Source organism: Pseudomonadota bacterium, from assembly GCA_016195085.1.
Classification (GTDB): domain Bacteria; phylum Pseudomonadota; class Alphaproteobacteria; order SHVZ01; family SHVZ01; genus JACQAG01.
In genome coordinates this window covers 113,880-138,452 of sequence record JACQAG010000039.1, presented here as the reverse complement: position 1 = coordinate 138,452, position 24,573 = coordinate 113,880, and the positions used below count along the sequence as shown (strand labels likewise).

21 protein-coding genes are annotated in these 24,573 nt (G+C 64.4%); 6 read left to right on the top strand and 15 right to left on the bottom strand.

All coding sequences use genetic code 11. The features are described 5' to 3' along the window. Positions 1-171 precede the first annotated feature (171 nt). Both HY058_12300 and HY058_12295 read right to left on the bottom strand, forming a co-directional pair. A complete protein-coding gene (locus HY058_12300; protein MBI3498078.1) occupies positions 172-1,074 on the bottom strand; it encodes a phytanoyl-CoA dioxygenase family protein in 903 nt (300 codons plus the stop codon). 73 nt (positions 1,075-1,147) lie between these two features. After that, positions 1,148-2,287, bottom strand: coding sequence for a serine hydrolase (locus HY058_12295; protein ID MBI3498077.1), 1,140 nt, complete (start codon positions 2,285-2,287; stop codon positions 1,148-1,150). A 76-nt stretch (positions 2,288-2,363) separates the two neighbouring features. Here HY058_12295 and HY058_12290 point away from each other — a divergent pair, with 76 nt between their 5' ends. From HY058_12290 to HY058_12275, 4 genes are all read left to right on the top strand, one after another. Beyond that, the gene (locus tag HY058_12290; protein MBI3498076.1) at positions 2,364-3,374 is read left to right on the top strand and encodes an aldo/keto reductase; all 1,011 of its coding nucleotides are present in this window, start codon (positions 2,364-2,366) and stop codon (positions 3,372-3,374) included. A 157-nt stretch (positions 3,375-3,531) separates the two neighbouring features. Then, a complete protein-coding gene (locus HY058_12285; GenBank protein ID MBI3498075.1) occupies positions 3,532-4,923 on the top strand; it encodes an amidase in 1,392 nt (463 codons plus the stop codon). Between the two features lie 43 nt (positions 4,924-4,966). Further along, the gene (locus tag HY058_12280; protein ID MBI3498074.1) at positions 4,967-5,770 is read left to right on the top strand and encodes a hypothetical protein; all 804 of its coding nucleotides are present in this window, start codon (positions 4,967-4,969) and stop codon (positions 5,768-5,770) included. 34 nt (positions 5,771-5,804) lie between these two features. Then, positions 5,805-6,215 carry a VOC family protein gene (locus tag HY058_12275; GenBank protein MBI3498073.1) on the top strand — a complete coding sequence of 137 codons (411 nt, stop codon included), beginning with the start codon at positions 5,805-5,807 and terminating at the stop codon, positions 6,213-6,215. Positions 6,216-6,272: 57 nt separating this feature from the next. Here HY058_12275 and HY058_12270 read toward each other — a convergent pair whose 3' ends face one another. Genes HY058_12270 through HY058_12250 form a run of 5 tightly spaced genes read right to left on the bottom strand, consistent with a single transcriptional unit; the run spans position 6,273 to position 10,093 of the window. Beyond that, positions 6,273-7,046 (bottom strand): ABC transporter permease, encoded by a 774-nt coding sequence (locus HY058_12270; GenBank protein ID MBI3498072.1) that lies wholly within the window; start codon positions 7,044-7,046, stop codon positions 6,273-6,275. A gap of 4 nt (positions 7,047-7,050) precedes the next feature. Further along, a complete protein-coding gene (locus tag HY058_12265) occupies positions 7,051-7,863 on the bottom strand; it encodes an ABC transporter permease (protein MBI3498071.1) in 813 nt (270 codons plus the stop codon). Positions 7,864-7,906: 43 nt separating this feature from the next. Further along, positions 7,907-8,245, bottom strand: a complete 339-nt coding sequence (locus tag HY058_12260; protein MBI3498070.1) for a hypothetical protein — start codon at positions 8,243-8,245, stop codon at positions 7,907-7,909. Between the two features lie 10 nt (positions 8,246-8,255). Beyond that, positions 8,256-9,008, bottom strand: a complete 753-nt coding sequence (locus HY058_12255) for an ABC transporter ATP-binding protein (protein MBI3498069.1) — start codon at positions 9,006-9,008, stop codon at positions 8,256-8,258. A 44-nt stretch (positions 9,009-9,052) separates the two neighbouring features. Next, positions 9,053-10,093 carry an ABC transporter substrate-binding protein gene (locus HY058_12250; GenBank protein ID MBI3498068.1) on the bottom strand — a complete coding sequence of 347 codons (1,041 nt, stop codon included), beginning with the start codon at positions 10,091-10,093 and terminating at the stop codon, positions 9,053-9,055. A gap of 186 nt (positions 10,094-10,279) precedes the next feature. Here HY058_12250 and HY058_12245 point away from each other — a divergent pair, with 186 nt between their 5' ends. After that, positions 10,280-11,752, top strand: a complete 1,473-nt coding sequence (locus HY058_12245) for a sulfatase-like hydrolase/transferase (GenBank protein ID MBI3498067.1) — start codon at positions 10,280-10,282, stop codon at positions 11,750-11,752. Positions 11,753-11,832: 80 nt separating this feature from the next. Here HY058_12245 and HY058_12240 read toward each other — a convergent pair whose 3' ends face one another. The 3 genes from HY058_12240 to HY058_12230 all read right to left on the bottom strand — a co-directional run bounded on the left by HY058_12240 (position 11,833) and on the right by HY058_12230 (position 15,571). Next, positions 11,833-12,045, bottom strand: coding sequence for a hypothetical protein (locus tag HY058_12240; protein MBI3498066.1), 213 nt, complete (start codon positions 12,043-12,045; stop codon positions 11,833-11,835). 107 nt (positions 12,046-12,152) lie between these two features. After that, positions 12,153-12,563, bottom strand: a complete 411-nt coding sequence (locus HY058_12235; protein MBI3498065.1) for a response regulator — start codon at positions 12,561-12,563, stop codon at positions 12,153-12,155. Positions 12,564-12,601: 38 nt separating this feature from the next. After that, on the bottom strand, positions 12,602-15,571 hold the full coding sequence (locus HY058_12230) for a response regulator (GenBank protein MBI3498064.1): 2,970 nt from the start codon (positions 15,569-15,571) through the stop codon (positions 12,602-12,604). 396 nt (positions 15,572-15,967) lie between these two features. On the opposite strand from HY058_12230, the gene ppc reads away from it, so the two are divergent. Then, positions 15,968-18,730, top strand: a complete 2,763-nt coding sequence (gene ppc / locus HY058_12225) for a phosphoenolpyruvate carboxylase (protein MBI3498063.1) — start codon at positions 15,968-15,970, stop codon at positions 18,728-18,730. Positions 18,731-19,036: 306 nt separating this feature from the next. Here ppc and HY058_12220 read toward each other — a convergent pair whose 3' ends face one another. The 5 genes from HY058_12220 to HY058_12200 form a co-directional block, all read right to left on the bottom strand. Further along, positions 19,037-19,261, bottom strand: coding sequence for a hypothetical protein (locus tag HY058_12220; GenBank protein ID MBI3498062.1), 225 nt, complete (start codon positions 19,259-19,261; stop codon positions 19,037-19,039). A 144-nt stretch (positions 19,262-19,405) separates the two neighbouring features. Then, positions 19,406-21,034 carry an ABC transporter ATP-binding protein gene (locus tag HY058_12215; GenBank protein ID MBI3498061.1) on the bottom strand — a complete coding sequence of 543 codons (1,629 nt, stop codon included), beginning with the start codon at positions 21,032-21,034 and terminating at the stop codon, positions 19,406-19,408. After that, positions 21,031-21,870 carry an ABC transporter permease gene (locus HY058_12210; protein ID MBI3498060.1) on the bottom strand — a complete coding sequence of 280 codons (840 nt, stop codon included), beginning with the start codon at positions 21,868-21,870 and terminating at the stop codon, positions 21,031-21,033. Before HY058_12210 ends, HY058_12215 begins: the two co-directional genes overlap by 4 nt. Beyond that, the gene (locus HY058_12205; GenBank protein MBI3498059.1) at positions 21,867-22,844 is read right to left on the bottom strand and encodes an ABC transporter permease; all 978 of its coding nucleotides are present in this window, start codon (positions 22,842-22,844) and stop codon (positions 21,867-21,869) included. The genes HY058_12210 and HY058_12205 overlap by 4 nt, the downstream gene beginning before the upstream one ends. 137 nt (positions 22,845-22,981) lie before the next feature. Continuing rightward, positions 22,982-24,559 carry an ABC transporter substrate-binding protein gene (locus tag HY058_12200; GenBank protein ID MBI3498058.1) on the bottom strand — a complete coding sequence of 526 codons (1,578 nt, stop codon included), beginning with the start codon at positions 24,557-24,559 and terminating at the stop codon, positions 22,982-22,984. Between the last annotated feature and the right edge of the window lie 14 nt (positions 24,560-24,573).

The following is a 24,573-nucleotide window of genomic DNA, read 5'->3' as shown; positions in this document are numbered from 1 at the left end:
TCCGCGGTCACGCTTCTTTACTCGTCATGCCCGGGGAGGTTCTAGGAGGGGGTGATCCTCACCCCCTCCTAAAGTCCACCCCCAGCTTGATCCGGGCATCCACGTCCTCACCGGCGCATCCTCACGACGTGGACCCGCGGTCAAGCCCGCGGGTGACGACAAATAGCTCGCTCACCTGATATGCCAGGGCTGATCCAGCGGTTTGGCGCCATTGAGCTCGGCGTAGCCGGCGCCGGTGGTGCCGGCCGGGTCGGGGCCGAAATAGCGGGCATCCACCGGCAGGTCGGCGGGCTGCCAGCGCACGTCGCAGGAGAGTCTCACCCGGTTCTCCGGCGAATGATTGTCGAAGGAGCCATGGGCGGTGAACATTCCGAATAGGGCGATGTCGCCCGCCTCGAAATCCGCCGTTCGGAGGCGTGTGCCGCGGCTCATCGCCAAGGCGACGGGGTCCTCGCCGAGATCGGCCTTGCGCGAGGTGTCCTTGACCACATCGAAGCCGATCATCGGATCGATGAGATCGCGGAAGCGGTTGGAGCCTTCGACCACCACCAGAGGACCATCGGCGACCGGCACGTCGCCGATGGGAACCCATACGGTATAGACCTGGTCATGGGCGCGGGTGAAAAAGGGGTAGTCGTAATGGAGGCCGGTGGCGCGGCCGACGACGCCGGCGCGCAGGAAGAGATAGTCCTGCGGCCGCGCCGGGGCGCCGATCAACCGCTCGAGCACGCGCTTCAGGCCCGGGCCATGGCTGACGCGTCGCAGATTCTCGCCCTCGCTGACCGATTTCCAGAACCGGCCGAGATCGCCCACGATCTCCTTGCGCCGGCTGGTGCCGGTGAAGACGCCGTCGCTGCCGGGCACGACCTCGCCCACCTCGGTCAGCCGCGCCAGAATCTCCGCCCTGGCCGCCAGCACCTCGTCGCGGTCGAGGGCGCCTTTGAGAAAGAGATAGCCGTCATCCTGGAAGCGCTGCCGGAGCGCCGGCGGATCGGCGATGAGGCCGGAGCTGTCCGCGAGCGCCTGCACCATCTGGTCGGGGACCGGCTTGCCCTTGGCTTGGCACCCCAGCATCGCTTCCTCCGATCGTGGGCTCTTGTCGGCGCCGCGTTGACAGTCGAACGCTAAGGACGACGGGACGTCGTCGTCAAGCCGCGCTGACGCGGCCCACGGCGCTGAGGCGAAGCGCACCGAGGAGGCGGGCGAGGAAGCCGTCGGCATGGGCCTTGTCGATCCAGCGCACGACCGCGACCAGATCATGCTCGGGATCGACCCAGAGGAGATTCTGGCCGGCGCCGACCGCAGCGAAGCTCGACCTCGGCGCGCTCGGCCATTGCTGGCCCGGGCCGTTCAGCCACCACATCAGGCCGTAGCTCGGATTGAGCGGAGAGGGCTCGAGCGAGCTCTGGATCCAGGCATCGGAAATCAAGCGCCGTCCCTGCCAGAGGCCGCTCCGAGCCATGAGCAAGCCGACGCGCGCGTGGTCGCGGCTGGAGATGAACATGCCGCCACCCCAGTGGCCGCCGCCGGAAACCGACTGCATCGGTTGGCCGTCGATCTCGACGGTGGAGTTGCGGTAGCCGTGCCAGCGCCAATCGGATGAGGCGCCGATCGGGTCCATCACCTTCTCCTTCAGCACCTCGGGCAGCGGCCGCCGCCACACCCGGAGCAAGGCCAGGGCCAGCCGGTTCACGCGCACGTCGTTGTATTCCCAGTAGCGCCCGGGGGGCTTCAGGTCGCGATGCTTGCCCTTGAGCGCGCTGCCGCCTTCGGTCGCGAGGTTGCGGTTGCGGTCGATGAGGTCGGGCTTGTCCCAGAGCGTACCCTCCCATTCGCTGGTGAGCGTGAGCAGGTGCCGCCAGGTGATGGCGTGGTTGTGCGGCGGCTCGAAGCCGCCATCCCGGACCAGATCGCGGACCGGGGCATCGATCGAAGGGATTAGGCCACGATCGACGGCAAGCCCGGCTGTCAGCGAGATGTAGCTCTTGGCCGCGCTGAAGGTCATGTCGGCGCGATTCGTTTCGCCCCATTCGGCGACGATGCGCCCACCCTTGAGCACGATGCCGTTGGGCCCGCCCCTGGGCTCGACCGGGCCGATGATCTCGTTATAGGGCGGCGGCTCGAACAGCCCCGCTATCAGCTGGCTTCTGATGTCGCGCGACCAGGACGTCTCGTGGGTCTTGGCGTAGTCGATGGCGGCCTCGAGTCCTTCAGGATCGAAGCCGGCGGATGCTGGATCGGCCTTGGCCCAATCCGCGCCCGGTCCAGGATGATAGGGGCTGCTCATGGGCCGGCATTTGCGCTACACCGGGGCTAGCAAGTCAACCCCCAAACCCAGTCTGGATGAGCCGGAGAGAACGCAAGTGGAATACCGCAAGCTCGGCCGGAGCGGCCTCAAGGTTTCGCCTCTCTGCCTCGGCACCATGATGTTCGGCGGCCCCACCGACGAGCCGAGTGCGGCGCGCATCGTGGCGCATGCCCGCGACGCCGGCGTCAACTTCCTCGACACGGCAGATGCCTACAATGCCGGCGGGTCCGAGGAGGTGGTGGGCCGCGCGATCAAATCCGAACGCTCCCGCTGGATCGTGGCGACCAAGCTCTCCAATCCGACCGGCACCGGGCCCAATGACCGCGGTCTGTCCAGGGGCTATGTGTTTCGCGCGGCGGAAGGGAGCTTGCGGCGGCTCGGGACCGACGTCATCGACATCTACTACCTGCATCGCGAGGACCACGACACGCCCTTGGATGAGACCGTGCGCGCGCTCGCCGATCTCTGCCGCCAGGGCAAGATCCGCTATTTCGGCCTCTCTAACTTCCGTGCCTGGCGCGTCGCGGAGATTTGCAACATCGCTGACCGCCTCGGCATCGATCGGCCGGTGGTGAGCCAGCCTTACTACAACGCGATGAACCGCATGCCCGAGGTCGAGCATCTGCCGGCCTGCGGCTTCTACGGGCTGGGGGTGGTGCCCTATAGCCCGCTGGCGCGCGGCGTGCTCACCGGCAAATACGCCCCCAACGTCAAGCCCGGCGAGGGCACGCGCGCCGCCCGCCAGGACCAGCGCCTGATGCAGACGGAATGGCGGCACGAATCCCTGGTGATCGCCCAGGAGCTGAAGCGCCATTGCGAGACGAAGGGAATCACCACCACCGCCCTGGCGCTGGGCTGGGTCTTGAACAACAAGCTCATCACCGGCTCCATCGCCGGCCCGCGCACCATGGAGCAATGGGTCGATTACCTGGCCGCGCTCGACTATCGCTTCACCCCGGAAGACGAGGCGCTGGTCGACAAGCTGGTGCCGCCCGGACATCCCTCGACTCCGGGCTACAACGACCCGGCCTATCCGATCGAAGGCCGCATCCCGCGGGCGGTTTAGACATGGTGAGAACTCGAACCTTCGCGTGCCCCCACCCCAACCCTCCCCCGCATTCGCGGGGGAGGGAGCACGCGCCTCATGCTCCCTCCCCCGCCGTCACCGGCGGGGGAGGGTTGGGGTGGGGGCATGCTCCGATCCCCGAGACTTGGTGCTAGCCATGGCCACGAACCCGGCTTTCCTCTCGGCGATCGATCTCCTCAAGCTCTATCGCCGCAAATCCTTGTCGCCGGTCGAGGTTCTGGAGGCGGTGCTGCGGCGGCTCCACATCGAAAATCCGAAGCTGAACGCCTTCTGCCACATCGACGAGGAGACCGGCCGCAAGATGGCCAAGGCCTCGGAAGCGCGCTGGATGAAGGGCAAGCCCAAGGGCCTCGTCGACGGCGTGCCGATCCCGATCAAGGACACCAATGCCGCCAAGGGCTGGCCTTTCCGTTATGGCTCGCGCACCACCTCGCCGGAGCCGGCCGACTACGACTACCCGGCGGTGGCACGGCTGCGCGAGCACGGCGCGGTCTTCTTCGGCAAGACCACGACGCCCGAGTTCGGCTGGAAGGGCGTCACCGACTCGCCCTTGACCGGGATCACCCGCAATCCCTGGAATCCGGCCAAGACCTCAGGCGGTTCCTCGGGCGGTGCGGTGGTCGCGGTCGCCACCGGCATCGGGCCCTTGGCGCTGGGGGGAGACGGCGGCGGCTCGATCCGCATGCCCTCGGGTTACACCGGCGTCTACGGGATCAAGGCGACCTTTGGCCGGGTCCCGAACATGCCGAGCCAGCTCCTGCACAATATGTCCTTGCCCGGCCCCATCGGCCGCCATGTCGCCGACAACGCCCTCATGCTCAGGGTGCTGTCCTATCCCGACCACCGCGATCCCTATGCGCTGCCGCCGGAGGACATCGACTATCTGGCGCTCCTGAAAAAGGGCGTGAAGGGGCTCCGGATCGGCTTCAGCCCCGCTCTCGGCTATGCCGAGGTCGACCGCCAGGTGGCGGCCAAGGTGGCAGAAGCGGTCAAGGTGTTCGAAAGGCTGGGCGCCCATGTCGAGCTGGCCGATCCCGGCTTCGACAATCCGCGCTGGGCCCTCGACATTCTCTGGCGCGCCGGCCTGGCTCGCACCCTCATGACGATGACGCCGGAGCAGATGCAGCTGGTCGAGCCCGAGCTCCTCGCCTGCGCCCGCTCGGGCATGGATGTGAGCGCGATTACCTATCTCGCCGCCTTGAACGAGAAGGGCCGCATGGGCCAGGCGATGGAGGTCTTCCACCAGAAATACGATCTCCTGGTGACGCCCACGCTCCCCATCGTCGCCTTCGACGCCGGCCTCCTGGTGCCCGACCGCAAGAAGTATCCGCAATGGTACGATTGGAGCCCGTTCTCCTGGCCGTTCAACATGACCCGGCAGCCGGCGGCCTCCTGCCCTTGCGGCTTCAACGACCAGGAACTGCCGGTCGGCATGCAGATCGTCGGACCGCTCCACCGGGAGGATCTGGTCTTGCGTGCGAGCTATGCCTTCGAGGAGGCGCGCCCGTTCAAGATGCCGCGAGGGTGAAAGTTTCTAGGCTAGACATGACACAGAATTAGGATGGCACCTCATGCCATCGAATCTCGATAGACATAAGAACGACATAGCTCGGCTCATTGATATCGGGAGCAAGATGTTCTTCGACATCGTTGCTCGGGCACGTAAAGAGTCCGGGGAGAAAGTGCCTCCTGGGATAAAGAAACTTACGAAAACAGCGGTCAATTTCGAGAGCACTTATCAAGGATGGTTCAGCGAAGGATGTGCGGCATTTCGTCAAATAATGCCGGAACGTCTCGATGAGTTTGAGTCCCACTATCGCCCTGACCCGAAACGTAGAACGCGGGATTTCGATGCAGGCACATACACGATCCAAGATTGGATTCTAGGGCTTGCATCGCCCACAGACCCATTCAGTCAGAAAATCTTTGATGAGCCGACGGTTGTTGCAAAGCGGTTACAGATACAAATTCATATGCTGCGTGCCCTCCAGTCTCGATTCGAGAGCAGCCTATTTGAAATTCGGCGCATCGTTCAGGCAGATCTGTTCGACTCGGAAATTGATGTTGCGCGTGAACTTCTAAAGAACGGCTTTGGCAGAGCGGCCGGGGTCGTTGCCGGCGTTGTAGTTGAGAAGCATCTCGCCGAAGTGTGCGTGGCTCATCAGATTGTCATTCGAAAGAAGGCGCCCACCGTCGCTGACCTGAACAATGCCCTGAAGGACGTGAGCGTTGTCGACACTCCAACCTGGAGATCAATCCAACGCTGGGCAGACATTCGAAACGTCTGCGCCCATAACAAGGGTCGAGAACCACGAGAGGACGAAGTCTCCGAGCTGATTGACGGTGCAGAGAAGCTTATGAAGACGCTTTTTTAGACGTGTCGTACGACTGGGGAGGACAGCTTTGACGATCATAAATCCAATTGGCCTCGACCACGTCGTGCTCAGGGTCGGCGACGTCACCCGCGCCATCACGTTCTATTGCGATGTCCTGGGTTGCCATGTGGAGAAGTGCCAGGAGGCGATCGGCCTGGTGCAGCTCCGCGCCGGACGCTCGCTCATCGACCTCGTCGATATCGCGGGCAAGCTCGGCCGCGAGGGCGGCGCGGCACCCGGCGCCGAAGGCCGGAACATGGATCACCTCTGCATCAGGGTGGAGCCCTTCGAGGGGGCGGCGATCCAAGCGCATCTCAAATCCCATGGCGTCGAGCCCGGCCCCGTCGTCCGCCGCTATGGTGCCGAGGGCGACGGCCCCTCGATCTACCTCGCCGATCCCGACGGCAACACGGTCGAGCTCAAAGGGCCACCCGGACCCGCGTGAGGTCTCCGCGCCGCCGGCGCCGCCCAGTCCTGGCCGTCGGTCCTTCCTCGACGATCGTCATCGTTGGACAAGACCCCAGCGGATGACCGTGATCCGCTCGAGCGGGGTGAATACGAAGCGATCGATCAGCAGCCACAGCAGGCCGATCAGCAGCATGCCCAGGATCACCGTGTCGGTCTTGTACCATTGCACCGCTTCCAGGGTCATGTAGCCAAGGCCGCTGGCGCCGGCCAGCATCTCGCCTGCCACCAGCGCCCGCCATCCCAGGGCGACCGAGGTTCTGAGCCCGAGGATGATCTGCATCAAGGCACCCGGCACGATCAGCTCGGTCAGCAGCTGGAGCCCGCTGCCGCCATGGCTGAGGACGGCGCGCCGGAGGGAAACGGGTATGGTCTGGACGCCGATGACGGTGTTGTAGATCACGCTGAAGAAGATGATGTTCGCGATCACGAACACGATGGCGCCATTGCCGATTCCGAACCAGATGATCGCCAGGGGAATCCAGGCGATGCCGGCGATCGACTGCAGGAAGGTGAGGAGCGGCATCAGGAGGTCGGCGACATGCCGATTGAGGGCGATGGCGATCCCGAGCGGGATGGCGATGGCATTGCCGATGAGGAACCCGAGCAGCAGCCTGCCGAGGCTCGTCATCGTGTGATTGACGAGGCTGTTGTCGCCGAGCGCCTGCAGCAGCCGCTCACCGATCGCACCGATCGAGGGCAGCATGTAGGGGGGATAGACGATCAAATGCGGGGCTGCGAGCCAGGCGAGGATGAGGGCGGCGAAGGGGAGTGCCCCCAGAAGCCCGTCATTGACGCTGCGTCGGCTCATGGCGCTATCCCTGCCTGGCCGCGGTCACGACGATTCCCCAGCGCTCGACCGTGGCCCGCTCGAAGGGTCTGAGATAGATCCGATCGATGGCCAGCCACAAGACGCCCATGCACAGCATGCCGACGATGGTGCGTGCCGTGTTCTGCGCCGAGGCGCCCTCGTAGATCAAGTAGCCGATGCCGGTCTTGGCGGCGAGCATCTCGGCGAAGATCAAGCCACGGAACGCGAAGCCGGCACCGACACGAAATCCCGTGATGATGTTCGGCAGCGCCGCCGGCAGGATGACGTTGATGAGGATCTGGAACGGCGAGGCGCCGAGGGTGCGGACAGCGTTGATATAGATCTGCGGAATCGCGCGGACGCCGACAATCGTGTTGTAGAGCAGCGGAAAGACCATGATGTAGATGAGAAGGACGATGATCACCTTGAAGCCATAGCCCCACCAGACGACGAAGAGCGGGATCCACGCCCCCTCGACGATCGCATACATGAAATTGATGAGCGGTCCGAGGACTCGGGATACGGCGCGGCTGAGGCCGATCATCAGGCCGAGCGACACACCGATCAGGGTTCCGATGGCGACGGACGATGCGTAGCGGCCGATGCTGTCCAAGACATAGACGGGTAGAATCCCCTTCTCGATGAGCTCGACGAAGCTCTGTGCGACGCGCCTGGGCGAGGGATAGAAGTATTCGGAGAGCCCGATGAGCGGCACCGAGAGCTGCCAGAGCGCGAAGAACAAGACCAATCCGGCAATGCCCTTCAACAGTCGGGCGTGCCGGCGCAGGGCTCGGTTCAGCCTATCGTGGTAGAGCATGAGCGGCGGCTGCGACGACGCTACAGCGGGAAGGGTCATGGCGCTACCGCCCGGCCCAGGGTCGGACGGCGAGGACCCAATAGTTACGGGCAAGCGAGCGCAAGGCCTCGCGGGGGACGTCCATGAGCAGCACATGGCGCGCATCCACGCCGACCAAACGGCCGACATCCTGCAGCAAGGTCATGTGGAATTGCTCGGCGCTGATGGCGAGGATGACTTCGACATTGACCGGATCGCCGGCATCGGCAAGGCCGGCCGCACGCAGCTTGCGTTCGGCCTCGAAGGACGACCAGGTCTCGAACCCGAGCCAAAGAACCAGCAACACCGCGGTCACCCAGACGGCGGGAAGCCCGAGCCAGGAGCGCCGCGCCGTTGCCGTCATGCCGATCGCTTCAATGGGTGCGGACGAGAGCAAGGACCCGGTCGCGGATGGCGACATAGTCGGGATCGTTGTTGAGCTGGTTCCAGCTGCGGTTCGCCCTGGGAATATTGACGGTGAGCACCTCGCGCAGCCGTCCCGGTCCGGGCGAGAGCACCGCCACGCGGTCGGCTAGGAAAACCGCCTCCTCGACGCTATGGGTGACGAACAGCACGGTGACCTTGGTGCTGGCGCAGATCCGCAGCAGCTCCTCCTGCAGCGTCATTCGCGTCTGCGCGTCGACGGCAGCGAAGGGCTCATCCATCAGCATGATTTGCGGCTGATTGGCAAGCGTGCGGGCGACCGCGGCGCGCTGCTTCATGCCGCCCGAGAGCTCGTAGGGGTACTTCGCCTCGGCCGCTTCGAGGTTGGTGAGCTTGAGATAGCGGCGCGCCGTTTGGTTGCGTTCGGCTTTCGGCATGCCGCGGAGCTTGAGGCCGAGGCCGACATTGTCCAGCACGGTCTTCCAAGGCAGAAGCGCGTATTCCTGAAAGACCACCCCGCGATCGGCGCCGGGCCCCCGGATCGGCACGCCGTCCATGAGGAGCGTGCCCGATGTCGGCCGGAGAAAGCCGGAGATCGCCGAAATCAGGGTGGACTTGCCGCAGCCGCTGGGGCCCACCACGCACAGGAATTCATGGGCGTAGATGTCGAGATCGAGACCATCCACGGCCTGGTGGCGGGTGCCCTGGTCCTCATTGACATAGTCAATGGACAGACCCCGCATCTCGATCTTGGCGGGCGCGCCCACAGCTTGCGTCGGCAAGCCGGTTACTTCAGCCGCTTCTCGGCCGGAATCGGCTTCAGGTCGGAGAAGAACTGCGGATATTTCGATTCCGCCGCCAGATAGAATTGCGGATCGATGTTCGGTGCCGGATCGAAGGCCGCCTTCACGTTGCCGGCCGAGACCAGGCTCGGAATGGTCTTCGCCTTGAACATCTCGTCCGTGTATTTCGACATGCGGAGATCGTAGTTGGCCTGCTTGACCGCCTCCTTCATGACCGCGAGCTCGATCCCCGGGACCCAGCGCATGTCGATCTCCGCCGCCGCGTCGGAGTTGTTGCGGACCCACTGCTCGGCCTCGGCGAAGGCGGCCATGAATCGGCGCAGCAGCTCAGGTTTCTCGGCGACGATCTTCTTCGTCGTCAGCAACGCCGCCGGGATGTAGCAGGTTGGGCAGCCGCCCGACGCGATCCTGACCGTGCCCGGAATGTTGACGACGGCAGCGCTCGGCCACGGCTCCCAGATGGCGATCGCGTCCACGTCCTTGTTCACCAGGCCCGTCGCGAGATCGGCCGGCTTGACGTTGATGAGCGACACGTCGCTGGCATTGAGCCCGTTCGCCTGCAAATGCCCGATGAGGAACGCCTCCGCACCGGTTCCGCGCGGGAGCCCGACCTTCTTGCCCTTCAGCCCCTTGATGTCCTTGATGCCGGTTCCGGCGCCGACGACGATCGAGTGGCCGGTCGAGTAGTTATCCTGGGTCGCATCGCTATGGAGATGGCCGATGAGGATCAAGGGAAGGCCGTTGGACACGCCGGCGAGGAAGGGGATCGTGCCCATGACGCTGACTTCCTGGGCGCCGGCGAGCATGCCGTTGATCTCTTCGACCCCGGTTGGATAGATGACGAGCTTGGCGTTGAGGCCGTGCTTGGCGAAGATGCCGCGCTCGAGTGCTGCGAAGGCCGGCGCATGATCGCTGGCCACACCCGCGCCGATCTTGATATCCATCTTCTCCTGCGCCTCAGCCCCCGCGGTGAGAAGCAGGAGCGTGGCGACGAGCGCCGCCAGGACGCGCCGTTTGGTCTGCATGAGGGTTCCTCCCGTTTTTCGCGTTTCGATCGGCGGCTTGACGCCCTTAATGTGGGGCTTAGCCAGTGTCATCACTTAATACACACGATAAATACAATATCCTTTACCCGCCACACCTCGACGTCAATACTGCTCGCGCCGGTGTTCTGCGCGGCATCAATCCCCCTTCGCCGAGGCCATTACAGCATGACGGTGCCTCCCAACTTGCTTTTCCTTTGGTCCGATCAGCATGCGCAGTCGGTTGCCGGCTGCTATGGCGACGCCATTGCCGAGACCCCCAACCTCGATCGCCTCGCCGCCGAAGGGATCACCTTCGAGGGGGCCTATTGCCCGTCGCCGATCTGCCTGCCCTCGCGCATGTCGCTGCTGACGGCGCGGCATCCCTATGCGCAGTCCTGCTGGACGAACCAGGACATTCTGCCTTCGGGCATTCCCACCCTGGCGCATTCTCTGGGCAGCGTCGGCTTCCGGCCGACTCTCATCGGTCGCATGCATTCCCTCGGCCCCGATCAGCTGCGCGGCTTTGCGCAACGGGAAGTCGGCGACCACAGCACCAACTGGATCGGGGGGCGGATGCACGATCTCGGCGTCCTCGAGAAGGCGAATGATCCCTATCGCGAGAGCGTGCGCAATTCCGGCCCTGGGCAATGCTCTTACGAGCTGCACGATCACGATGTGACCCGGGCCGCCTGCGAGCTCCTGGCCGAGCTGGGGCGGCGCCGGGCGGGTGGCGATAAGGCGCCGTTCGCCGCGGTGGTCGGCTGGCTGCTGCCGCATCCGCCCTATGTCTGTCGACTGGACGCTTTCGACCGCTTCAAGGACAAGGTGGCACCGCCGCACATTCCGGTGCCGCGCGATGAGCATCCCTACCTCAAATGGTGGCGGGAAGACCGCGGCATCGCCGATGTGAGCATGGACGAGACGATGCGGGCGCGGGCCGCCTATTACGGGCTGGTCGCCACCCTCGATGCCATGATCGGGCGCATTCTGAAGGCGCTGGAGGATGCCGGGCTCGCCGAGGACACGATCGTCGTCTACACGACCGATCATGGTGACCATCTCGGCAATCGCGGCCTCTGGTGGAAGTCGACGATGTACGACGAATCCGCACGGATTCCGCTCATCATCCGCTGGCCAAGCCGTCTTGCCGGCGGCCAGCGGCGCCCTGAGATCCTCAACTCCATCGATCTCACGGCGACGCTTTTGCAAGCGCTCGAGGCGCCGGCCATTCCCTATAGCCAAGGGCGAAGTTTTCTCCCCTTGCTCACTAATCCGAATGCAGCCTGGGTGGATGAGACCTTCAGCGAATATGTCAGCGACGGCGCCCCCTCATGGTCCGGGGGCCGGGTCGTGGTCCAGCGGATGATCCGCAGCGGCCGCTGGAAGCTGGTCTACCACCATGGGCACCGGCCCGAGCTGTTCGATCTCGTCGACGATCCGCGGGAAGAGACCGATCTGGCGGAGCGGGGATCGCATGCGGCGGTCCGCGGCGCTCTCCTGGAGAAGCTGCTGGCGGACTGGAATCCGGAGGCCATTGCCCGCCTACAAAGGCAGCGACGGGAGGAGCATGCGCTCCTCGCCGCATGGGCGCGCCAGGTCGCTCCGAAGGAGCAATACCGCTGGCCGCTCAAGTCCGGCGACAACTGGCTGGCTCGGTAGGAAGGGTCGAAGGCGACGGCGGCGGATCTCGGTCCCGAAGCGAACGCGGTCCGCGCGGCCATCAGCCCCGAAGCGTGAGTCTACGCATCCGGTGCCGCCGAGGCCGTCCAGTTCTTGCCCGGGATCGACGCAATCAGCGTCTGCGTATAGGGGTGCTGCGGCTCGCCGAAGATCCTGGCCGTCGGCTCTTCCTCGACGATCTCGCCTTTGTGCATGACCGCCGCCCGGTCGCAGATCTGGGCGGCCACCCGCAGGTCATGGGTGATGAACAGCATGAAGCGGTCGGGGCGCATGAAGTCAGGTCCGTGCCGGCGCCATCAGCGCCGCGCGCTTGCGATAGCCTCCGAAAACGGCCCATGGTCTCGCGCACGATGTTGGCAAGGACCGTGGGATGGGCGTTTCACCGGCGCCGCACCAAGGCGTTCTCCAAGACGGTCACAACGCGCGCCTCAAGCTCCTTCCTCTGCACGGGTTTGACGACGTAAGCCTCGACGCCGAGCTTCACCGCTTGCTTGACGATCGGCGCCTCGGTGTGGACGGTGAGAAGGATAACGGGAATCTCTGCCGCTCTCGGCCAGCTGTGCTTCCTGAGGGCCTCGACGAATTGCAGGCCGTCCATCGGCTGCATGGCGATGTCGCAGATGATCAGTCCGGGGTTGGCCTGCTTGAGCTGGCGGAGCGCGTCGTCTCCGTCCCGAGCCTGTGAAATGTCCCGGAACCCGATATCGCGCAGCATGGAGGCAACCGTCTCCCGCATGAAGTCATTGTCATCGATCAACAGCACGCGAATCGACCCTACTGCAACGCCCATACTCAGTCTCCTCTCATTCGGAGCGAGATCATTGCGGATCAGGCGCCGAGACCCACCACCGCCTCCTTCACCCGCGCGAGAGCCGGTCGAAGCTGCGCTTGCAATGCCCGCGCGTCGTCCCAAGCCTCTCCATCCACTGCGATCTCCAGATCGCGACAGATGGCGGCGAGCTCGTCAGCCCCTGCCGTGCGCGATGCGCCAAGGGCCGAATGCGCCGCGTGTCGAACCTCGGCGACGCTGCGCGTGGACAGTGCGCGCTCGATTTCTGCAAGGAGTGATGCCGTGGTCTCGACGTAACGACGGAGCAACGCAATCACGGCGCCATCGATCACCCCGAAGTTCTGGCGCATCTGCTCGAGATTGAGGATCTTGGCGTCGCCAGGCAGAACCGCCCGCGGACCGGGGAGCGTCGGCGAGGCAGCCGCCGGCGGCAAGGCTCTAGGCAGCCAACGAGCAAGCGCATCCTGGAGCTGAGCAAGCGAGATCGGCTTGCTGAGGTGATCATCCATACCGGCCGCCAGGTATCGTTCGGCTTCGCTGACGAGCACATCGGCGGTGAGGGCAAGGATGGGCACGCGCGACCGGCCCTCGGCGTGCTCATGTCGGCGGATCGCAGCGGTGAGCTCCATACCGTCCATCTTCGGCATGTGAATGTCCGTGATCACGAGGCCGTAACGGATCGCCTGGAAATGCGCGAGCGCCGCAATCCCGTCCTCCGCTAGATCCGCAGCACAGCCTAACTGGGCGAGCTGGCGCGTAATGACCAACTGATTAGTCGGATTATCCTCGGCGACCAGAATGAGCTCGCCCGATGCCAGAGCCTCGTCCCGGCTCGGCGGCTCGATTTTTATTGGGTCGAGACCCAGACGACCGTGGTCGGCAAGTCCTTGGCCACGCCCGCAGGCCGCCGCTATGGCGCGAAGCAGCGTTGCCCGCCTGACCGGCTTTGTCATGTAAGCGGCGAAACCGGAGTCGAGCGCCCGACCGCGCTGGCCGGGCTCGTCGAATGCGGTGAGCATGAGGCAAGGCCGCAGCCCCAGGCCGGGCTCTGCGTCCAGGGCGCGACGGAAGGCGAATGCGTCCATGCCTGGAAGCCGCAGATCGGCGATGAGCGCATCGATCACGATGTCTGCCGCGGCATAGCGCCGGAGGAGGTCGAGTGCCGCCTCCGCGCTATGAGCGATTTCGACTTGTGCTCCGGCCATCGACAGGTAGGCCTTGAGCACGTCTTGAACCGTCCAATTGTCTTCGATAACCAGGATGGTGAGGCCCGAGAGGTCCGGTTCTTCGGGAGCCGGGGCCGTGCTTGCACCGACCAGCATCGTGAACCAGAAGGTCGATCCCTCGCCCGGCATACTGTCGACGCCAATCTCGCCACCCAAGCGCTCGATCAGCCCCCGGCAGATGGACAGCCCTAATCCGGTGCCCCCGTACCGGCGTGTGGTAGAGCCGTCGGCTTGAACAAAAGGCTGGAACAGCCGCGCGCTGGCTTCCTGGGAGAGCCCCACGCCGGTGTCACTTATCTCCGCGCGCAGCATCATTCCACCGGGCGCCGACGAGTCGACCGATACTCTTACGACGACCTCACCCTGCTCGGTGAACTTGATCGCATTGCCGACAAGGTTGAAAAGGACTTGTCGCAGGCGCACCGGATCACCTTCGACCGTCGGCGGCACCGAGGCGTCGACGAAGGTGATGAGCAGCAATTTTTTCTTTTGCGCATGGGGCGCCAGCGCGTCCGCGACGCCTTCGACGGCGACGAGCGGCGACATAGGCACACGCTCGATCTCGATCCGGCCGGCTTCGATCTTCGAGAAGTCGAGAACATCGTCGATGATCTTGAGGAGAGACGAGGAGGAATCACGGACTACATCGGCGAGCTCGCGCTGCTCGGTGTTGAGCGGCGTCTGTTGCAGGAGCTCGAGCATGCCGAGCACGCCGTTCATCGGCGTGCGGATCTCATGGCTCATGGTGGCAAGGAAAGTAGATTTCGCCTGCGTCGCCGCCTCGGCCTTCTCCTTGGCCACGCGCAGCTCCTCGAAGAGGCGGGCATGACCCAGCGCAATCACCGCCTGGTCGGAGAAGGTTCGGAGCATATCCACCTGTGTATCGGGAAACCTACCCGGCTGGGGGCGGTGCACGGCGACCACGCCCATGGGTGCGCCGTCGCGCATCATCGGCACCCCGAGCCAGGCGCGCACGCCGAGCGTCTGCGGATCGTATGACATCGCGTATCCGGCCTCCAGGGTGAGGTCGGGAATGTTGTGGATCGCGCCATCAAGAATGACGTGGCCGGAGGGCGAGGTGCGATTCGGCACGACGGGGAACGTGCGCTGCATCGCCGCCCGTGCCGCGGCAGGATAGTTTCGGTCCGCGGCCAGGTGCAGACGTTCGCCATCGAACAGGAATAGGGCGCCCGCGGCGGCTTCGCAAAGCGAGACGGCGCTCAGGAGAATGGTATCGAATACCGGCCGGCTGTCGGTCGGGGAAGCGACGATCGCGCGCAGGATCCCGCCCGTCGCGGTCTGTTGCGCCAGCGCTGCGGACAGTGCCCGCGTTCGCTCCCGTAGGATTTCGCCTTGAGCCTCGGCGGTCTCTTTTGCGAGCCGCAGCTCCTCCGCCACGCGCTTGCGTTCCGAGTAGTCATAATACCAGGACAGAATCGCCGGCTGGCCCTCGAACGCGACCCGCTCCATTGTCAGCAGCAGCCAGCGCGGCGTTCCATCAAGCGCCCGCACTTCGATCTCAACGTCGCGCACATGATCCTGCTCGCGAAGCATCCGGGCGATGCGCTTGCGATCCTCATCGGATTTGAAGAACACCCGCACGTCGAGGTCTTCGACCAGATGGTCCGGAACGCAGCCGAGTTCGCGCCAGCGCGCGTTTGAGAATAGGTGGCGCCCGCCGCGCCCGGAAATCATTACGCCGATCGGACTCGCCGCGAGAATCTCGCGAAGCTGCGCCTCCTTGTGACGAGCGGCGTCTTCCGATTTTTGCCAATCTGCCACCGGGTCCCCCCCTCACCACCCGATGAGACCGCCGTGCTTCCACGCACCGGTCGCCGACGACATGATGCTTTCTAACCGACAGCTTTTCCACGACAATTTGCGGCGCCGCAGGGGTCACGGTTACGGCGTGCAATAGCCCTGTCGGTCTCGGACGAGCCTTTTCCTATTGCGCCAATCGAATACCCGCACATCTGCGGCAGCAGGCCGTTCCGTCTGCATCGAGCACCAAGCTGCAGCACCGGCAGCGTGCCGACCATTCCGCTTTTGAGAGGCGAGCGGCCAGACCAGCAAAGTCCGTGAATCGACGCGGTTGACCCTCGGCGGGCATCAGCCTCGCAACGGGCGAATTGGTTCGGATCGACCTGCGCCGATCGCCACGCTACAACTACCCATACTATGAAACAGTCGATTCAGACGTCGGACAAGGATGCGCCGCTCCGGTACGATATACGGCTCCTTGGCCGTATCCTTGGCGAAACGGTGCGCGCCCAAGAAGGCGAGCAGACATTCGAGTTCATCGAGCGCATCCGCCAGACCGCGCTTCGGTTCCACCGCGATGCCGACGACACGGCGCGCAAGGAACTCCAGACGATCATCAGCAGCCTGCCGGACGATCAAGCCATCCGGATCATCCGCGCGTTCGGCTATTTCTCGCATTTGGCCAACATCGCCGAAGACCAGCACCACATCCGCCGGAGCCGGGCGTACGCGATGGCCAACGCAGCGCCTCGCGAAGGCACGATGGCATACGCGCTCGCCCACGCCAAGGACACGCGCCTCTCACGGGCGGCGTTGCAAGCATTCTTCAAGGCCGCTCTTTGCAGCCCGGTCTTGACGGCCCATCCAACGGAAATTCGCCGTCAAAGCTCCATCGACCGTGAAATGGAGATCGCGAAGCTGCTCGATGAGCGTGATCGCGTGCAATTCACTCCGGAGGAGCTGACGGCAAACCGCCGGGCGCTGCGCCGGGCAGTCCTCAGCCTGTGGCAGACCAGCATTCTACGCGGGACGCGCCTCGCGGTCCTTGACGAGGTGGCGAACGGCCTCGCCTATTATGACCACACGTTTCTTCGCGAGCTGCCGCGCTTTTATGCCGACCTCGAAGACCAATTCGGGGCGATCGATCCCGCGTGGGAGGGTCTCGACGTGCCCTCGTTCCTGCGGGTCGGCAGCTGGATCGGGGGCGATCGCGACGGGAATCCGTTCGTGACGGCCGACGTTCTGAGCCAAGCCCTGCGCATGCAGAGCGAACGGGTGTTCCTGTTCTATCTAGAGGAGGTTCATCGGTTAGGCGGGGAACTGTCGCTCGATGGCCGGATGGTGCGGGTCTCGGACGCCGTGCGTCGGTTGGCCGAAATATCTCCTGATCGCTCGCCACATCGCCAGAACGAGCCCTATCGACGCGCCATCGCCGGTATCTATGCCCGCTTGGCTCCAACTGCCCGAGCGCTTGGCGGGATCGAGGCGACCCGGCCCGTCGTCGGCGTCGCCTCAGCTTATGCGAGCGCCGCGGAGCTTCTGGAGGACCTGGATGTCCTCTCTGACTCGCTGACCATCAACGGTTCTTCAAGTTTAGCCCGGGGCCGGCTGCGGCTGCTGCGCCGCGCTGTCGATGTCTTTGGATTTCATCTCACGCCTATCGACCTGCGCCAGAACTCCGACGTGCACGAGCGCGTGATAAGCGAGCTCTTCGCTACGGTTGGATTGAGCGCGAACTATCGGGCGCTCGACGAAGACGACCGTGTCCCGCTTCTGCTTGCGGAGATCGGGTCTCCCCGGCCGCTCGTGTCGGCGCATCTGCCTTATTCGGATGAGACGGTGGCGGAACTTGCGATTATTCGGGCCGCGGCCGACGGGCAGCTTCTGTACGGAAGGGCGTCGGTTCCCCATTACATCATTTCCAAAGCGGATAGCGCGTCCGACATTCTCGAAGTGGCGGTGCTGCTGAAGGAAGTGGGGCTGTTGCGTCCCCGTGAAGGCAGGCTGGATGTCGACGTCGTCCCGCTGTTCGAAACGATCGGTGATCTCCGGAGGTGCGGCGATGTCATGGAGACGTTGTTCCAGCAGCCGGAGTATCGCCGGCTGCTTGCGTCCCGCGGCAACGTCCAGGAGGTCATGCTCGGCTACTCGGACAGCAACAAGGATGGCGGCTATTTGACCTCGACCTGGGAGCTGTACAAGGCCGAGCTCGCGCTGATCGATACCTATCGGCGCCACAACGTCGGCCTGCGGCTGTTTCATGGCCGCGGCGGCTCCGTGGGACGCGGCGGCGGGCCGAGCTACCAGGCAATCCTCGCTCAGCCGGCCGGTGCGATGCAGGGGGCCATCCGAATCACCGAGCAAGGTGAGGTGATCGCCGCCAAATATTCGAATGCCGAGGTCGGCCGACGCAATTTGGAGACTTTGGCCGCAGCCACGCTGGAGGCGACGCTGCTGGCCTCGCAGCGGCCCGGTCCCCGAGCTGAATACCTCAGGGCGATGGATGAGCTCTCGGACCATGCCTTCCGAGAGTACCGCAGCTTGGTTTATGAGACGGAGGGCTTCGAGCGCTATTTCCGCGAGGCGACGGTCATTGGCGAGATCGCCAATCTCAATATCGGAAGTCGCCCGGCGTCGCGCACGGGTTCCAAGCGCATCGAGGACTTGCGGGCGATTCCTTGGGTATTTAGCTGGTCGCAATGCCGCCTGATGCTTCCGGGCTGGTATGGCTTTGGGTCGGCGGTCAGGAGTTGGGTCAATAGCCATCCAGACGACGGCATGGCGACGCTCAAGGCTATGTATCGCGACTGGCCATTTTTCACGACCATGTTATCGAACATGGACATGGTTCTGGCCAAGAGCGATATCGCGGTCGCCTCTCGCTATGCCGAGTTGGTGTCGGATTCGGACCTGCGTGAGGGGATCTTCGACCGCCTTCGCACCGAGTGGGATGAGTCCATACGGGGGGTGCTGGAGATAACGGAACAAAAGACATTGCTCGAGAGAAACCCCTTGCTCGCGCGTTCAATACGCAACCGATTTCCTTATATCGATCCACTCAATCATGTTCAGATCGAGTTGCTCCAACGCCACCGCGCCGGCGTATCCGACGAGAGCGTCGTGCAGGGCATCCATCTCTCGATCAATGGAATTGCCGCCGGATTGCGCAATAGCGGCTAGTGTGATGATTCCGAAGTTCGTATCCGAACTTCGGAATCTGAATCACACTAGATTCAATAGATTAGTGGCCCGCTTGTCCCAGAAATTCGCTGACGAATTTCTGGGGCGGGACACTAGATAACCCTCAGTTCACGGGGCATCGCCCGGCACGCAAAATATTCGCTCGCGGCATGAGCCGCAGCGGGCCGCTTGTCCCGCCATGAGGAGTCAAGCGGACAGACCTGCAATGTCAGGGTTTCGACGCGATTGACCTGAAGGCAGCATGCACGAGCCTTCACGCGGGCTACACCCGCTCCCTTGCTCGAATCATCGCTTCTTCTTCTTCGAGAATATCGCGTTCCAGTTACCCTTATAGGCTTCGGAAACCGGTTTCTGACCCTCGCCCCTGCTATAGCCGGAGGGTTGGGCGGACGCTGTCTCGCCGCCCCCTTCAGACTTGGATGAGTCTGCACCTGAAGTGCTCTCGATCTTCGCAGGGGCTTCATTTTTTGGAGCGGTGTCCGTTTTAACTTTCTTATCGTCGCTGGCCATCGTCTTTCCTAACGCTGATTTGTCCGATCAAGCTGACTTGCCGCTGACGTTTCATCCAGCGGCGATTGGAGCTCTTTGGGTTGATACGCCTTGCGGCGTGGTGGGAGCAAGGCTCGCGGCTTGCTCATTTCGGCTAATGTGAGTTTACCCATTCGTCGCTGCCGAGGCCGTCCAGTCCTTGCCTGGAATGGACGCGATCAGCGTCTGCGTGTAAGCGTGCCGCGGGTCGCCGAAGATCCCGGCCGTCGGTCCCTCTTCGACGATCTCGCCCTTGTGCATGACCGCCACCCGGTCGCAGATCTGGGCCGCCACCCGGAGGTCATGGGTGATGAACAGCATCGCGAGGTCGAGCCGGCGGCGGATGTCGTCGAGGAGATCCAGGATCTGCGCCTGCACCGAGACGTCGAGGGCGGAGACGGGCTCGTCCGCCACCAACAGCTCCGGATCCAGGGCCAATGCCCGGGCGACACCGATGCGCTGGCGCTGGCCGCCGGAGAACTCGTGGGGATAGCGCTCGGCGGAGGCCGGATCGAGGCCCACCAGCCGCAACAGCTCGGCCGCGCGGATCGAGGCTTCGGCTTGCGTGGCGCCGAAGGCACGGGGGCCGGCCATGATGATGTGGCCGACCTTGTGCCGTGGATTGAGCGAGGCATAGGGGTCCTGGAAGACCATCTGGATGCGCTGGCGATAGGGGCGAAGGGCCCGGCGCGTGAGCCGGCGGAGATCGACGCCATGGAAGCTGATGGCGCCGCCATCGGCCTCGATGAGCCGCACCAGGCAGCGCCCGACCGTGGTCTTGCCGGATCCCGACTCGCCAACCAGACCCAAGGTCTCGCCCTTGCGGATGGTGAGGCTCACATTCTTGACCGCCTCCACCACCCGGTGCGGGCGAAAGAAGCCGCCGCCGGACCGGTAGATCTTGCGCAAACCCTGGGCGGACAAGACGACGGGCGCGCCGTCGAGCATGCGGGGTGCCGGCGGCTTCAGGCGCGGCACGGCGGCGATCAGCGAGCGCGTATAGGCATGGCTCGGATGGTCGAGGACCGTCCGCTTGTCGCCCTGCTCGACGATGCGCCCGTGCTGCATGACAGCCACGCGCTGGGCGATGTCGGCCACCACGCCGAAATCATGGGTGATGAACAGGACGCCCATCTGCCGCTCGGCCTGGATGCTGCGGATGAGGTCGAGGATCTGCGCCTGGGTGGTGACGTCGAGCGCCGTGGTCGGCTCGTCGGCAATGAGGATCGCCGGATTGAGAGCGAGAGCGATGGCGATCATCACCCTTTGCCGCTGCCCGCCGGACAAGCGGAAGGGATAGGTTTCCGCCAGCAGCGTCGGGTCCGGTAAGCCGACCGCCGCCAGGAGCTCGAGGACGCGGGCATGGGCCTCGGCCGCACTCGGATTTCCGTGGGCCTCTAGGACCTCGGCCACCTGCTCGCCGATGCGCATGACCGGGTTGAGCGCGCTCATCGGCTCCTGGAAGATCATGGCGATGCGTTGGCCGCGGATCTGGCGCATGCGGGACTCGGAGAGCGCCAGCAGATCCTCGCCCTCGAATTGGATGCGGCCTTGGGTCGCGCTGACACCCGGCCGCGGCAAGAGGCCCATGACCGCGGCCGCGGTCAGCGACTTGCCCGAGCCCGACTCGCCGACGATGCAGAGGATCTCGTTGGCCGAGAGCGTAAAGGACGCGTCCTCGACCGCATTGAGCCGGTCGGCACCCGGCGGCAGCCGGACGGTGAGGCCGTCGACTTCGAGGAGGGGCTGGGTCATGGCCGGCTCTGCCTTGCCAGGCGCGGATTGAGCGCGTCGTTCAAGCCTTCGCCCACCAGATTGAGGGCCAGCACGGCGAGGAAAATGGCGATGCCGGGAAACGTGCTCATCCACCAGGCCGTGCGGATGACGGTGCGGCTCGCCCCGATCATGTAGCCCCAGCTCATGAGATTGGGATCGCCCAGGCCGAGGAAGCTCAAGGCGGATTCGAGCAGGATCGCCGAGGCCACATTGAGCGAGGCGGTGACGATGATGGGGGAGATCGCGTTCGGCAGGATCTGCGTCCAGATGATGCGGAGATTGGATTGGCCGATGATGATCGCCGCCTCGACGAATTCCCGCGACCGCAGGCTCAAGAACTGGCCGCGCACCAGGCGGGCGACCGGCGGCCAGCTGACGATGGCGATGGCGGCGATGATCGAGCGGATCGAGGGCCGGAAGATCGCCACCAGAACCACCGAGAAGACGAAGCTGGGAATGGTCTGGAAGAATTCGGTGAAGCGCATCAGGGCATCGTCGACCACGCCGCCGTAATAGCCGGCAAAGGCGCCGAGCACGATGCCGAGGCTGACCGCCACCAAGGTCGAGATCACGCCCAGCATCAAGGAGACACGCGCGCCATGGACGATGCCGGCGGTGATGTCGCGGCCGAGCATGTCGGTGCCGAGCGGAAACTCCCGGCCGAAGGGACGCTCGAAGGGTGCGCCGGCCATCTCCCACGGGCCCGCGGGGTAGGCGATGGGCGCCAGCGCTGCCACCAGGATCACGATCATGAGCACGGCAAGGCCGATGACGCCGCCGCGGTTCTGCCGATAGCGGCGCCAGAACTCGTTCATGCCGCGACCTCGATGCGGGGATCGGCCAGGCTGTAGACGAGATCGGTCAAGAGGTTGAAGACGACCACCATGACCGAGGTCAGGAAAAACACGCCCAAGAGCAGATTGTAATCCCGCTGCAGCAAGGCCTCGAAAGCGAGCCGGCCGATGCCGGGCCAGGCGAACACCGTCTCCACCACGATCGAGCCGCCGACGAGCTGGCCCGCCTGGATGCCGGCAAAGGTGATGACCGGCAGGATGGCGTTCTTCAGCATATGCACGCGCACGATCCGATGCTCGGAGAGGCCCTTCGCCCTAGCGGTGCGCACGAAGTCCATGTCGCGCACCTCCAGCATCGAGGCGCGGGTCAGCCTGGCATAGATGGCGACGAAGAAGAGGCCGAGCGTGATCGCCGGCAAGATCAGATGATGGGCGATGTCGAGGGATCGCTCGATACCGACGAGGCCCTGGCCCACCTGCTCCATGCCGAAGGCCGGAACCCAGCCGAGATTGACCGAGAACAAGAGGATCAGCATGAGCCCGACCCAGAAGAGCGGCGTGGCATAGAATCCCAGCGCCAAGACGGTGATCAGGCTGTCGGCCCAGCTGCCGGCATGGGTGGCGGCGAGCACACCCAGAAATATCCCGCCGGCGAGCGCCAGCGCGAAGGCAGTCAGGGTCAGGAGCAAGGTTGCCGGCAGGCGCTCGAACACCATCGCCGCCACCGTCCGCTGGTTGCGATAGGAGAAGCCGAGATCGAGGGCGACGACGTTTTTCACATAGATCCAGAGCTGGCTCGAGAGCGGTAGGTCGAGGCCGAACTGGTGGCGGAGCTGCTCCATGTACTTCGCATCCGCTGCCCCGGCCTCGCCGGCGATGACCGAGGCCGGATCCCCCGGGGCCAAGCGGATGAGGCAGAAATTCATGACGGCGATGGCAAGGAGGATGACCAGCGCCTTCAACACGCGCTTGGCGAGGTAGTCGAGCCTACCCATGGGCAGCAATCTCTGGCAGAACGTGTGCCCCCACCCCGACCCTCCCCCGCGCGCGCGGGGGAGGGAGCACGAGATGCGCTCTTGTCCCCTCCCTCGCTGTCATCAGCGGGGGAGGGCTAGGGTGGGGGCTTGGATTCTCACTTCGCGAAATACACGTCCTCGAAGGAGGCGTTGGTGCCGACGCCTTCGCTCACCACGTGCTTCAGGCGCTTGTCGTGGATGGTCGGGAATTCGAGCTCGAGCAGCCAGACGACGGGCACGTCCTCGGCGAGGATGCGCTGGACCTGGCTGAACAGCTTCTGCCGGTCGGACGCGGTCGGCGCCGTCGCCGCCCGGGCGAAGAGATCGTCCACGGTCGGATTGGCATAGCCCATGGTGTTGGTGAAGGCGATCTTCTGGATGTTGGAGGATACGTAGGTGCGGGCCACGCCCAAGGTCGGATCGCCCCACTGGTAGACGAAGTTGAAGCTTGTCTGATATTGCCACTCGCCCAAGCGCTGCGCCCAGGCGCCGGCGTCGGTCGACTCGATGGTGACCTCGATGCCGACCTTGGCCAGCGCCTGCTTCACATACTCGGCCGTGCGCATCCACACCTCGCCGTAGGGGAGCGCCAGGTTCTTCAGATGCGCGCGCACGCCGCGGCTGTCGGGCTTCAATCCCATGTCGTCGAGCAGCTTCTTCGCTCTCTCGGGATCATGGGGATAGAGCGGCACGTCCTTATCGTAGAAGCGGGTGGTGGACGCGATCGGCCCGGTCGGCACCCGCCCCAGGGCATGCCAGATGCGCTCGCGGATGAAATTGCGGTCGATCGCCGAGATCAGCGCCTGGCGGAAGCGCTTGTCGTTGAGCGGCGGCTCGCGCAGGTTCAAATCCATCCAGGCGAGCGGGCTGAACATCTCCCAGCCCTTGCCGGTGATCTCGAAATTGCGAAGCGCGCGGAAGCGCGGCATTTCGAAGGGCTCGATGTCGTTGCTCTGGGCGAGCTGCACGACTCCGGTCTCCAGCGCCACCGCGCGCTGGGCCGCATCGGGGATCACCCGATAGATGATGGCATCGAGGTAGGGCAGGCCCGGCTTCCAGTAATCCTCGTTGCGGACGAGCTGGATGTATTGCCCGCGCTGCCACTCCTTGAACTTGAACGGCCCGGTGCCGATCGGCGTCTGGTTCATGGGGTTGGTGCGGAAGTCGGTGCCGTCATAGATGTGCTTCGGCATGATCGCCAGCGCGGTCGCATCGAACATGAGCAAGAGCGGCTCGAACGGCTCCTTCAGCTGGATCACGACCGTGCTGCGGTCGGGTGCGGTGACCGCGGCCATGCGCTGGAGCACGGCGCGGCTCCGCGGGTTCAATTCCGTGTGCCATTTGGTCAGGCTGAAGACCACGTCCTCGGCGCTGAAGGGCTTGCCGTCATGCCAGCGCACGGTCTCTTCGAGCTTGAAGGTGTAGGTGCGGCCGTCGGCCGAGATGGTCCAGGACTTGGCCAGGCTTGGCAGCGGCTTCAGATCATGATCGAAGCGCAACAAGCCCTGGTAGATCTTGCCGCCGACCATCAAGGTCGGGCCCTGGTTGTTGAGGCCGACGATCAGGATCGGCGGTTCCGGATTGACGATGCTGGCGAGCGTGCCGCCGCGCTGGGGCGCTTGCGCCAAGGCCAACGCCGGCACGAGGAAGAGAACGGCGAGCCCGAAGAGCAGGCTCATGCATGCCCTGACCATGAAAGTCTCCCGAT